Genomic DNA, 13,093 nt, shown 5'->3' with positions numbered 1-13,093 from the left:
GGTGTGGGCCGACGCCCACGACCTTGACCTTAGGCCGTTTGGGTGGCAACCCAAGGTGTTGACCTTAAGGCCAGTGTGGGCGGCAAGCCCACAAAATAGCATCAGCTTGGATACGGCACCCATCCACCGCCATTCAGGCGAATATAGATTTTCCCCTGATATTCCATTACTACCGAGTTTTCATTTTCAGACACCAGCGGCGTTTGCGGCAGGTTCGACGCGAAGGTTTTCCAGTCCATGGTCGGCGTGGTAAAGACTTTGCCATCGACTGCGCGGGCGACCATTTCTGAAATCGCCTGATAGCTGCTCTGACCGTCGATTTTCATCGGCGATGGCGCATGTGGTGCCTGCATACCAAAGAACTTCACACCGACCGGGATGTGAGTGATACCCGGACTCGGGATATCACGCAGGCCGGAAATCTGCATCTTATCGCCCACCAGCGCCGCGCCATGTTCAGGCACCACCACCAGCATCACTTTACGACCCGATTTATCAAGCTGATCCATAAAGGTGTTCAGCTGGTTCAGCAGTGTCTGTGCGCGGTTATGGTAGTCCGCACCTTTATTGCTGCCGACGTAACGGTTGCCGTCATGCAACGGGATCAGGTTGAAGAAGGTCGCTGTCCGTGCGGTGCCAGCTTTTTCCTGATTCTCAAGCCAGCGGGAGAACAGTTGCCCGTCGTTGAAAATGGGTGAACCGTCGAAAGAGGTCAGTTCATAACCCAGACCCGCTTGCGACATCAGCGGGGCTTTCATATCCGCGTCATCACGCAGATTGCCGATGTAATTACCGAACACGCCGGTGTGATCCATCGCCAGTTGCGAGGTAAAGCCCAGACGCGCCAGATCGTCAAACAGGTAACATTGCTGACCGGCTGGCTGATACAAATCGTGGTGGGATGGCTGACCGCAGCTCGCCCGCAGCAGGCGAATCGACGCCGGGCCACTGTATGCGGTGGCGGAGTTGAAATTGCTGAAGACAAAATCAAAGCGCGACCACAGCGGCGAATTCGAAAGATTCACCGCGTCCAGATCAGCCCAGGCCAGCGAACAGATATTGATCACCAGCAGATCGAAAGGCTGCGCATCGGCTGGCAGGGCATCAGGAAACTTCGTCGCCTTGCGGCGTTCGTTTTGATAGAACTGATCCAGATACGCATTCAGGTTGGCATTGGTCGGCGGACCCGTGACGGTATTATCGGTAGCGGATGGCGCGACTTGTGCCGGAGCCGCCGCGGTATTTTGTGCCAAAACCGGTGCCGATGTATGCGTAAACAACGGCGTGATCACACCGCTGAGATTCACCCATAACAGGGCTATCACCGTGAATGTCGTCAGGCGTAACCACTGTGAAATAAACAGATAACCGACCAGCAGGGCGAAACCGACGGCAATCCACTGCCAGTTGATGAAACGGTCAGCCAGTTCAAGCAGATAACTGACGCTGAAACCTGCGACGTCTGCTCCCTGATTGACAATGGAACGCCAGCCCGGCAGCCACGTATCATGATAAAGCAGCGCAAGACCGAACGGCAGGGCAACCCATTGTCGCCAGCGATGGAGGCGCAGGGAGCGAAGCGGGAATAATAATACCGCCGCAAAAACCAGATTACTCAGCGCGTCAAAATTCAGATAACCCTGTGAAAGCAGAACAAATTTCAATAAGAAATAGTAGTTCCAGGCACCAAGACCGCGCCAGGATTGCCAGATCCGCAAGCGCGGAGAAGAAGAGTGCGATTCGTTCATGATGAAGTTTTGGATTTCCCTGTAGCCGCAGAATTTTCAGGCAAAGTCGCGGAGCGTTTGCGGTTCTTATTGATGCTGCTGATGGTCATGGGGGTTAAATAACGCGGCGAAAGAAATCGCGTCGCAAAGCGGTTTTTCCAGCGCGGCAACCGGCTGCGCAGGGCATATCCCAGCGGGAGAAAAATCACCGCCGCCAGAATGAAAATTTCGATAATGTCCTGAATGTCCATTTCTCTTACTCCGGCGTGTTAATAACAGGTGTATCGCTCACGGCCAGCGTGATGGGAACGGGCTGATGAACGGACGCACGTTTCAAAGGTTCAGATTTATGCGCCACAAAAGGCTGTGCTTCTGACACCGGATTTGCCATCGGCGGTTTGGCGGCCAGACTGCGAACTTCGGTCTGAATATCCAGCTCGTGACTCCAGAAAGTCTGACTGCTAAAGACTTCTTTCACCGGCAGATTAAACAGGAAGGCCAGAACGTTTTCGACATCACTGACCTGACAGTTCGACAGGAACAAATACAGATGACGTTCAGTCACGGTCAGAATATCGCCGTCGCGGCGCAGCGAACAAAGCGACATCGCCTGCTGCGGGCTGATCCCGGCGGCAGGGCGCAGTGAAATTAAAATCCCGCGTGATTCGGTCGCCAGCGCGGCGTGATCCCAGATATCGCGCATCACGTCGCAGAACACCGGCAGCGGCAGATATCCCTTATGATGCGTTGGCAAACGGCTGTCCAGCAGCACGTCAATGTCCTGCGGGACGTGACGGGTAAACGTCAGATTTTGCAGGTCATCCAGTAAGGTCAGAAAGTTGGAAAGACGTGCAGCGTGCGGCACCACCAGATTGGCACCGCAGGCCTGCAACAGACGCTGGTCGACATAGCGCAGGGAAGAGTTCATCTCGCGCACCACAATTTTCAAACCATTGCCGCGCTGAATGCGCAAAAGGTGGATCTGCCGTGCGAGCACTTCCACTTCATCGTTACCCGCCAGCGCAAAAATAACGGTGGCAGAACGGGCGTGCGTGGCTCTTTCGGTCAGCGCGTCGTTGCCATCGAACAGGAACCAGCGCCCGGAAAGTGCAGGCGCACCTTCCAGCACCGAACGCTCTGCCAGCAACATCCACTGATCATCACCGGTTTGGGCTGAAGCTGAAGAAGCACCGTCTTTCTGGATCTCCCAACCGTTCGTGCGCGGGATGAGAGGATAAAGCGTATTCGCTTCGGCACCCAGACTGTCATGCCACCAGGAGATGCCCCACTGGTTTGGGTTCACATCGGTTTTTAAATCTGCAAGGCCATATATATCGTGGTGGAATAAATGTAAGCGGGATTTAACCGCATTAATGCCATCGCCGAAGCAGATAATAAGCAGCGCCGCCCCTTTACTATTAGCGCCTGACTGAATTTCACTCAGCCAGCGGGAAAGTTGTTTATCTTTTACTTCCTGACAGCGCACGGCAGGAAGTAATAAAATCATTAAAGAAGCAGGGGGAGCAGGCAGGCGATTAATATCGGCGGGCAATCCCAGAAACGCTTTTTTTCCTTCCGCGTGCTGATAATAAAACGTTTGCCTGGGGTATTTATGCAAATGGGTAAGAAGGATATTGTCATCAGCTAGTCTATTTTTATCACCAGAGCAAATTAAATTGTGCTGCGGAAAAAACAGGCTGACAGGGATTTCTCCCCGCTGAGCTTCAAGTACCTGACCACTCAAACGATATGCCGCTTCCTGACTGTCGGTGTTGACCCAGTAAAGCCCCTGAGCCTGCATCTGGCCTAAACCATTCCAGAATTGCTTCATACCCAATGAAAAGGAGAGTGCCATATTGTTAATCTGCTTCTGTCCGGTTTTGATTAAAAGTCTGCTGGGACACACTGATAAATGTGAGTATAATAAATTCTATCATTGCTACATTAAATAATCATAAATCTTCACAATAATGTTTGATACTAAAATGCCTAATCATGCCGGGCAATTTTTGGCTGTGCTGAAGTATCAGCATTTGGATTGAAGCAGGGAGAGAAGCGGTGGCGGCCAATATTGCAGACTCAGAAGAATCCGAACCGTCCAGCGATGATGATTTTTATGCGCTGAGTCACCTTTTTTCTTTGTCAGAATTACATTACGTAGATATAGCCCGTAAAGAAAAAATTCCGCAACTAATGTCCCGCTGGCCATTATTGGCTGAGTTGGCGCAATTCGCTGAACACGGCGCGGAGAAAAAATAATATGGCTGTCATCGCATTACAGGGGTTTCGTGGCGGTACCGGGACCACTTCGGTGACCGCAGCGCTGGCCTGGGGGCTCGCACAACTGAATGAAAAAGTGCTGGTGATCGACTTTTCACCGGAAAACGTGCTGCGGTTACATTTTGGTATGCCTTTCGCTCAGTCGCGTGGCTGGTGTTCCGCGCACCAAGCCGGAGAAGCCTGGCAACAATCAGCGATGCGTTACCACGCCGGTCTCGACTTTCTGCCTTACGGTCATGTTTCAGGTGAAGATGTCAGTGAGGCCGATTTCGACTGGCAAAAAGCGCTCACGCAGCTCAAAAATACCGGCGTCTATGACTGGATCCTGATTGATTCTCCGGCGGCTGATCCTCTGCCGGCGCAGTCGCTGGCCGACAGCACGGTGGTACTTCTGCACGCCGATACCCAGTCGCATCTTCGTTTACACCAGCACGCCTTAGCGCCAAACGGGCGCTATCTGCTCAATCAGTTCGTTCCCTCCAGCCAGTTACAGCAAGATATTTTGCTGTTATGGCAAGAAACCTTGCCAGCATTGATCCCGGTGATTTTACATCGTGATGAAGCCATGGCGGAATCGCTGGCGGTAAAACAACCGGTCGGGGAATGGAAAGATAACAGCAAGATCGCCCGTGAAATTAATACGCTGGCGAACTGGTTTCTGCTCAATCTTCGTCAGCCGCAAGCGGTGCGGAGTCCGGCAAAATGAACGGCCTGTTAAACCTGTTTTTTGTGCCGCCCGTCATGCAGGAACTGCAGCACCGTTACCGCCGTTACCGGCAGGCAAAATCTTCACGCATTGCTTCCGGCATGATGATTTTTTGTGTGGCGCTGTGCTGGCTGTTTCTGCGTTTTGAATCACCTGCCTGGCAGCGTGTGGGCGCGCAGAGAACCCGCTGGTATCCGCAAATTTCGCCTTCGCGGGTGCGTATTGCCGATCCGCTGCGTTATCTCGTTCAGAGCCTGTGGTTGCTGATCATCATCCCGGCAGGAAAAACCCGTGGCGGCATCGTTTATAGCCGGTGGCCGCAACGGTTGCGGGAAAGGATCCATTTCTGGCTGGAATCGTTGCCAAAACGGGTGACACAAGGCCCGCTGGAAACCCGTATCACACGTCGTATCGGAAAAATGAACCGCGTCGGCAGGCGCGTTCTGATGATGATGGCCGGGCTGGTGGCCTTTACGCTGGCCATGTTCTGCATTTCCCAGCCATTTGGTTATCTCGCCCAGTTTATTTTCGTGGTGCTGCTGTGGAGCATTGCGATGATTATCCGGCGCATTCCGGGGCGTTTCCCGGCGCTGATGATGATTGTTCTGTCGCTGACCATTTCCTGCCGCTATTTATGGTGGCGCTACACCTCAACCCTGAACTGGGAAGATCCGCTGAGCCTGATTTGCGGTTTACTGCTGCTGGGCGCGGAAACCTACTCCTGGACCGTGCTGGTGCTCGGTTATATCCAGACCATCTGGCCGCTTAACCGTAAACCGGTGCCGATGCCTGAGGATGTCTCGACCTGGCCGACGGTTGATCTGATGATCCCCACCTATAACGAAGACCTCAGCGTAGTAAAACCGACGTTGTATGCGGCGCTCGGGCTGGACTGGCCGCGGGAAAAACTGACTATTTACCTGCTTGATGACGGCAACCGGCAGGAGTTCGCCGATTTTGCCCACGAAATTGGCATCAAGTATATTGCGCGTGAAACCCATGAGCATGCCAAAGCCGGTAACATCAATAACGCGCTGAAACAGGCTAAAAGCCAGCTGGTGGCGATTTTTGACTGCGACCACGTGCCGACCCGTTCTTTCCTGCAACTGACCGTCGGCTGGTTCTTCAAAGATAAAAAACTCAGCATGATGCAGACGCCGCATCATTTTTTCTCACCGGATCCGTTTGAAAGAAATCTGGGACGTATGCGCCGCACACCGAACGAAGGCGAGTTGTTTTACGGGCTGGTGCAGGACGGCAACGACCTGTGGGATGCCAGCTTCTTCTGCGGTTCCTGCGCGGTGTTACGCCGTGATGTGCTCGATGAAATCGGTGGTATCGCGGTGGAAACCGTCACCGAAGATGCCCATACCTCGCTGCGTATGCACCGACACGGCTACAGTTCAGCCTATATCCGTATTCCGCAGGCGGCGGGGCTGGCGACTGAAAGCCTTTCCGCCCACGTCAGTCAGCGTATCCGCTGGGCGCGCGGAATGGTGCAGATTTTCCGCCTTGATAATCCGCTGTTCGGCAAAGGGCTGAAACTGGCACAACGGCTGTGTTATGCCAACGCCATGATGCACTTCCTGGCGGGGATCCCGCGGCTTATCTTCCTGACCGCGCCGCTGGCGTTTCTGTTATTACACGCCTACATCATTTATGCCCCGGCGATTGCGATAGCACTGTATGTTCTGCCGCACATGATCCACGCAGCCTGACTAACTCCCGCGTGCAGGGGAAATACCGGCATTCTTTCTGGAATGAAATCTACGAAACCGTGCTGGCGTGGTATATCGCACGACCCACTACCGTGGCGCTGTTTAATCCGCACGCCGGTAAATTTAACGTCACCGCCAAAGGTGGCCTGAACAAACACGCCTACGTTGACTGGAAAATCAGCCGCCCGTATCAGATTCTGATGCTGCTTAACCTGGCCGGATTATTCTTCGGCATTTACCGCATTATTTATGGGCGCCACGATGAAATCCTGACCGTGCTGGTGAGTATGGCGTGGGTGATTTACAACATGATTATTCTCGGCGGGGCGATTGCGGTGGCGTTTGAATCGAAACAGGTGCGTCAGGCGCATCGTGTCGAAGCCAGAATGCCAGCCTCACTGATAAAACCGGACGGCCACATTTATGTGTGTACCGTGCAGGACTATTCGGACAACGGCGTCGGGTTGGAAACAGAAAGTGCCAGCCAGTTTAAAGCCGGTGACAACGTCACGTTACTATTGCGCCGCGGTCAGCAGGAATACACTTTCCCGACGCAAATCAGTCGTGTGTTTGGTACCAGCATGGGAATGCAGCTTCTGCCGCTCACCACGCAACAACATATCGATTTCATTCAATGTACTTTTGCCCGTGCTGACAGCTGGGTATTGCGCGAAGACAGTTTCCCTGAAGACAAACCGATGGAAAGCCTGCGTGAAGTGCTGGGGCTCGGTATCCGCGGTTACCTGCGGATGCTGGATATTGCGCCGCAACGCTTCCGTCCGCTGGCCTCGCGCACCCGGTCGTTTGGCGGCTGGCTTCTGTCTTTCGCGCCGCGAAATCCGCCGCTGTCCGTTCAGCCTGATGAACCCAACCTGATGATGACCAAATAATGAAAAGACTTCCTCTAACAATTTTGATGGCATCCGCCCTGATGTCATTGGCGGTGGGTTCAGTGGCTCCGGTCTTCGGTGCGCCAGCACCAGCCAGTGCAGGCAATCAGCCCGTTCCCGCAGTTTCTGCGGACAATATGACGTCGTCGGCTCAGACGCAGGTGACGTTACCGGTGGTCGCACCGGCGGTGGATCCGATGATCATTCCGGGCGCGCCGGTGCGCAGTGTCACGCTGCCGTTTGCGGATGTGGCGCCGACGCCGGGTGCGATTACCCTGCGTGGCATTCAGCCTAACGGTCAGATTGAATTCGGTGTGCGCAGTGATGAAGTGGTAACACAGGCGATGCTGAATCTGGAATTCACACCGTCACCGTCGCTAATCCCCGTACAGTCGCATCTTAAGGTGTATCTCAATGACCAGCTGATGGGCGTTGAAGTGATCAACAAAGACCAGCTCGGCAAGAAAAACCACTTACAGATGGCGATTGATCCGCGCTATGTCACAGACTTCAACCGCATCCGTCTGGAATTTATCGGCCATTACCAGAATGTGTGTGAAAACCCGGCCAATACCACGCTGTGGCTGGAGATCGGTAAGGGCAGTTCGCTGAGTCTGCAATACCAAAAACTGCCGCTGAGCAACGATCTGGCGCATTTCCCGGTGCCGTTCTTTGATGCGCGTGACAGTCGTCCGCTGGATTTGCCGATGGTCTTTGCCGCGTCGCCGGACGCCACCCAGCAACAGGCGGCGGCAATTCTTGCCTCCTGGTTCGGGACCAAAGCGCAGTGGCGCGGTCAGTGGTTCCCGACGCTGTATAACCAGTTGCCGGACAGTCATGCCATTGTGTTTGCCACCAATGACAAGCGCCCGGATTTCCTCAAAGCGTTGCCGCCGGTGAAAGGGCCGGTGGTGCAGATGGTCAGCCGCCCGGATAATCCTTACGTGAAAATGCTGCTGATTTTAGGGCGTGACGATAAGGATCTGCTGACGGCGGTGAAAGGCATCGCGCAGGGCAACATCCTGTTCCGTGGTGAAGCCATCGGCGTGGATAATGTTGACCAGGCTCAGCCGCGTCAGCCGTATGATGCGCCAAACTGGGTGCGCACCGACCGCCCGATGAACTTCGGTGAACTGAAACAGTACGCCGAACAGTTGCAGTCAGACGGTATTCAGCCGAACCCGATTATGCTCAATATCAACCTGCCGCCGGACTTGTTCCTCATCAACAGCACCGGTATCGATATGCGGCTGAAATATCGTTATACGTCGCCGCAGCTGAAAAATACCTCACGCCTGAGCATCAGCCTGAACAACCAGTTTGTGCAGGATCTGACCCTGAAAACCGGTCACGATCAGGATTCACAACTGCTGCGTCTTTCCCTGTTACAAGGGTTGCTCGATGGCAGCAAAGACCTGAACATTCCGGCGCTAAAACTCGGTGCTGTGAACCAGATGCGCTTTGATTTCGACTACACCTCGCTGCTGGCCAGCGGCACGGAAGGTCGCTGCGAAACCTACACCACGGTGCCAAATCATGTGGTGATTGACGACAGTTCAACCATCGACTTCTCCGGTTACCGTCACTTTATGGCGATGCCGGATTTACGTGCGTTCGCCAATGCCGGTTTCCCGTTCAGCCGCATGGCCGATTTGTCCCAGACGCTGGTGCTGGTTCAGCCGCAACCGCAGCCGGTGCAGCTGACTACGCTGCTTGATGCGATGGGCAATATTGGCGCGCTCACCGGGTATCCGGCGCTGGGGGTGGGGCTGACGGAAGATACTGCTAAAGCCAAATCGACCGATGCGGATTTACTGGTGATCGGCAGTCTGCCGGAAAGTCTGCGTGACGACAGTATGCGCGATGACAAAAAAGCCAATTTGCTGATCACTGCCGCACGCGACGCCGTGAATTCGCCCATCCGCCAGACTCCGCTGCCGGACAATACGGCACCGGCGAGCGACGCTCAGGTGGATACCCGTGCGCAAATCACGGCGCAGGGCCCGATAGCCGCAGTCGTCGGTATGCAGTCACCGTATTTTGACCAGCGCAGCGTCGTGGCGCTGATGGCGAACAGTCCGCAAGGCTTTGAATTGCTCAACACCTCGATGCAGGACACTAAACAACGCGCGCAGGTCTTCGGATCGGTCAGCGTGGTGCGTGATTCCGGCGTCAGCAGTCTGAGAGTGGGCGACACTTACTACGTCGGTCATCTGCCATGGTGGGAACGTGTGTGGAATGCGCTGGCGACCCATCCGGTTCTGCTGGCGGTGATGGCGGTGATCGTGGTGTTGCTGGCAGCGATTCTGTTGTGGACCGGCCTGCGTTCTCTGGCGCGTCGTCGTCTGTCTGATGATGACCAGGAATAAGCACGTGAACACCTGTCACAAAATGCGTTTTCCTCTCAACCGGCTGGCCCTGACGTTAGGGCTGGCTCTGCTGGCTGCGCCGGCGATTTCAGCGCCGGTGGTTTCTCCCGAGCAGTGGCTGCTGGAGCAGGTGCGGGTCGGGGAAGCCAGCCATCAGGATGATTTAGTGCGCCAGTCGCTGTTCCGCCTCGAACTGATGGATCCGCAAAATCCTAAGGTGCTTTCAGCCCGTTTGCGTTTGCTTCTGCGTGAAGGCGATCAGGCCAAAGCGCAGCAGCAACTGGAAAAAATCAAACAGGTGGCGCCCGGCTCCGACGATTACCGGCAGGCAGAACTCAGCCTGAAAATCGCCTCGCCAGAGATGCAGCAAAAGTTGCAACAGACGCGTCTGCTTGCGACGGCAGGGCGACTGGATGAAGCCAAAGCGCAGTACGACGAACTTTTTGGCGGCCAGCCGCCGACGCTGGATCTGGCCGTTGAATACTGGCAACTCATCGCCCGCCTCCCTGGGCAAAAAGCCCGCGCTCAGGCGCAGCTTCAGGCGCTGAATAACCAGTATCCGGGCGATGTTCAGCTGCGTCTGCAACTGGCGCAGATGGCCTTTGAGCAGGGTGATGACGCCAGAGCCGTGGGGCTGATCAAACAGGTTGCTGCCACCAACGAAGGGCGTTCACCCGCCGCCGATTTATGGCTGGCGCGCATTAAAGACCAGCCGGTAGGTGATGCCAGCGTCGACGCCCTGCAGCAGTTTATTGCTACCTTTGATACCGGTCCGCAGGTGATTGCGGCACAGCAGGAACTCCAGCGCCAGCAGGGGTTACTGGCCGATCCGCGTTATCAGGCGCGTATCCGTGGTCTGGCGCAAATCGACAAAGGCGGTTCAACCGGCGCGATCGCACCGCTGAAACAGGCTTTACAGGCCACGCCAAATGATGCCGAAGTGCTGGGCGCGATGGGGCTGGCCTATTCCCGCGCCGGTAACCGCCAGCAGGCACTGACGATGTTCCAGCGGGCTAAAGCCGCAGAAACCGATGGCTATAACGCCGGAAAATGGAACAGCCTGATCCAGACCAACAGCTACTGGCTGAAAGTCGATCAGGGCGATAAGGCACTGAAGGCCGGTCAGCTCGAACAGGCCGAAGCGGCTTATCAGCAGGCGCAGCGCCTTGAACCGCGCGACCCATGGGCACCCGTCGGGCTGGGTGATGTGGCGGTGGCGCGTAAAAACGATCCACAGGCCGAACAGGCTTATCGCCGTGCGCTGATGCTGGAGCGTGACAACAGCAGCGCCCAGCGCGGACTGGCAAACATTTATCAGCGACAGTCGCCGCAAAAAGCTCTTGATTACATCAATTCATTACCGGCGGCGTCACGGGCAAAACTCAGTGACAAACAGCGCGGTTTGCAAAGTGACATTGTCACTGAGCAGGCAGAAAAATACGTCGCCGAACGCAACTGGAATCAGGCAGCGAACCGTTACGCCGAAGCGTTGAAATTCAATCCGGATGATGTCTGGGCAACATATCACTACGCCGGCACGCTGAGGGAAGCAGGCGAACCGGCCAAAGCCGATGCTGTTTTCACACAGTTTGTGGCGAAGCATCCTTCCGATCCGCAACAGGTTTACGCCTATTCGCTGTATCTCTCTGGTTCAGACCGCGATGATGCGGCATTGCGTCATCTGCACACCTTGCCGGAAGCCAGATGGGACGAGAATATGCGCGAAATGGCGCAGCGCATCCGGCTGGACAAAACGCTCACTGCAATTGATGCGTCGCTGGCTGCGGGAAATACCGCGCAGGCGAAACAGGAATTACAGCAGGCCAGTCTTCAGGGGCTGAGCCTCAATCAGCAGCGTCGTGTGGCGATGGCGTGGCTGGATGTCGGTGAAACCAGCAGAGCGGCATCATTGTTACAACCGCTGAAAGCTGCCGCCGCATCACAACCCGCAGGACAGGATAAGGCGCTGATTTATCGTAACGCTGCCAATGTTGAACAACAGCTCGGTCAGCCGCAGCTGGCGCGACAGGATTACGAGCAGGCGATGGTCGCCAGCGGCATCACCGATAAATTGCCGCAGGACAACGACGGTTATACGCGGCTGACGCGAAACAATGCGGGGGATGACTGGCTTAAACGCGGCATCCGTTCTGACGCGCATGATTTGTACCGCCAGCAGGACGTGAATTTTACCGTGGATACGGATTCCTGGACCTCAAGCGGGACGCCGGGTAAATCCGATCTCACTGCCAACACCACCATGTTCCAGGCCGATATGCCGGTTTATCAGGGGCGCGGATTCCTGCGTGCCGACTGGGTGCGTATGGATGCCGGAACGTTCGACAATGAAAACGGCAACTATGAGGCGAGCTTTGGTACCTGTAGCGATCAGAACTGCCGACGCTACCGCAGCCAGACAGCCAATGGTCTCAGCCTGGGCGCGGGCTGGGAAAATGACAAATGGAAAGGGGATCTGGGCACCACGCCGCTCGGCTTCCCGGTGGTCAACTGGGTCGGCGGACTGGCTTACAGCGGAGACTGGGACCAGATTGGCTGGACGACCACCGTTTCGCGGCGTCCGGTCTCCAGCTCATTACTCTCGTTTGCCGGCGCAAAAGATCCGGGCACAGGCACCACCTGGGGCGGCGTTATCGCCACCGGTGGCAGTCTTGGTTTGAGTTACGATCAGGGGCTGGCAAACGGCGTCTGGGCTGACCTGAGTGCGCATCAGCTGACCGGTAAAAATGTCGAAGACAACACCCGTGAGCGTCTGATGGGCGGGTATTACTACAAAGTCATCAATGAGGATAACCGCCGCGCGACCGTTGGCCTGAGTTCGATGGTCTGGCATTACCAGAAAGATCTCAGCGGTTATACGCTGGGACAGGGCGGCTATTACAGTCCGCAGCAATATTTCTCGGTTTCCGTGCCGGTTAATTATCGCCAGCGTACTGAGAACTGGTCATGGCAGCTGGGCGGGTCGGTATCCTGGTCGCGCTCTTCGACCAGTGACCAAAAGCGTTACCCGATACAAAATCTGATCCCGGATTCGTTACCGGATAAAAGCGCCATCGAAACCGGCAGCAGCGGTTCTGGCTTCGGATATACCGTGCAGGCACTGCTTGAGCGCCGTGTCAGCTCCCACTGGACAGTCGGTGGCGGTATCGATATTCAGCAGGCAAAAGATTACACGCCAAGCCATTTCCTGCTGTACGCGAGATATTCGATGAGCGGCTGGCAGGGGGATCTGGATATGCCGCCGGAGCCGTTAGTGCCGTATGCGGACTTTAAGTAATGCCAGACCGGGCATTAGGGCGGTTTTTCGCTTACAGCGAAAGCTGGATCGAGATGATTTCGGTTTCTTAACAGCGGTGATCACTTGACGTGCTGCGCCGAAACCGCC

General features: G+C 55.4%; 7 protein-coding genes and 1 pseudogene. 5 read left to right on the top strand and 3 right to left on the bottom strand.

Translation table 11 applies throughout. The features are described from left to right. Window positions 1-101 precede the first annotated feature (101 nt). From bcsG to bcsE, 3 genes are read right to left on the bottom strand one after another with little or no spacing between them, the layout of a single operon-like run. Complete coding sequence (gene bcsG, locus UC15_RS21360; protein ID WP_112290782.1) at window positions 102-1,748, bottom strand: cellulose biosynthesis protein BcsG; 1,647 nt, start codon at window positions 1,746-1,748, stop codon at window positions 102-104. Further along, window positions 1,745-1,978: a cellulose biosynthesis protein BcsF gene (bcsF, locus tag UC15_RS21355; protein ID WP_112290781.1), complete on the bottom strand. Its 234-nt coding sequence runs from the start codon at window positions 1,976-1,978 to the stop codon at window positions 1,745-1,747. The genes bcsG and bcsF overlap by 4 nt, the downstream gene beginning before the upstream one ends. A gap of 5 nt (window positions 1,979-1,983) precedes the next feature. After that, window positions 1,984-3,582, bottom strand: a complete 1,599-nt coding sequence (gene bcsE / locus UC15_RS21350) for a cellulose biosynthesis protein BcsE (protein WP_112290778.1) — start codon at window positions 3,580-3,582, stop codon at window positions 1,984-1,986. Window positions 3,583-3,785: 203 nt separating this feature from the next. Between bcsE and bcsR the strand changes: the two genes are divergently transcribed. The 5 genes and pseudogenes from bcsR (at window position 3,786) to UC15_RS21325 (ending at window position 12,985) form a co-directional block, all read left to right on the top strand. Further along, complete coding sequence (bcsR, locus tag UC15_RS21345) at window positions 3,786-3,986, top strand: cellulose biosynthesis protein BcsR (protein ID WP_112290777.1); 201 nt, start codon at window positions 3,786-3,788, stop codon at window positions 3,984-3,986. Window position 3,987: 1 nt separating this feature from the next. Continuing rightward, on the top strand, window positions 3,988-4,713 hold the full coding sequence (bcsQ, locus tag UC15_RS21340; protein WP_112290775.1) for a cellulose biosynthesis protein BcsQ: 726 nt from the start codon (window positions 3,988-3,990) through the stop codon (window positions 4,711-4,713). Beyond that, window positions 4,710-7,321: pseudogene (gene bcsA / locus UC15_RS21335) on the top strand (UDP-forming cellulose synthase catalytic subunit). The gene bcsQ and the pseudogene bcsA overlap by 4 nt, the downstream one beginning before the upstream one ends. Next, window positions 7,321-9,690 carry a cellulose biosynthesis cyclic di-GMP-binding regulatory protein BcsB gene (gene bcsB / locus UC15_RS21330; protein ID WP_112290773.1) on the top strand — a complete coding sequence of 790 codons (2,370 nt, stop codon included), beginning with the start codon at window positions 7,321-7,323 and terminating at the stop codon, window positions 9,688-9,690. The pseudogene bcsA and the gene bcsB overlap by 1 nt, the downstream one beginning before the upstream one ends. Window positions 9,691-9,712: 22 nt before the next feature. Beyond that, the gene (locus UC15_RS21325; RefSeq protein WP_112290784.1) at window positions 9,713-12,985 is read left to right on the top strand and encodes a cellulose synthase subunit BcsC-related outer membrane protein; all 3,273 of its coding nucleotides are present in this window, start codon (window positions 9,713-9,715) and stop codon (window positions 12,983-12,985) included. The last annotated feature ends 108 nt before the right edge of the window (window positions 12,986-13,093 follow it).

This window comes from Rahnella sp. AN3-3W3, assembly GCF_003263545.1.
GTDB classification, from domain to species: domain Bacteria; phylum Pseudomonadota; class Gammaproteobacteria; order Enterobacterales; family Enterobacteriaceae; genus Rahnella; species Rahnella variigena.
The sequence above is the reverse complement of the archived record's forward strand: the minus strand, read 5'-3'. Positions and strand labels throughout refer to the sequence as shown.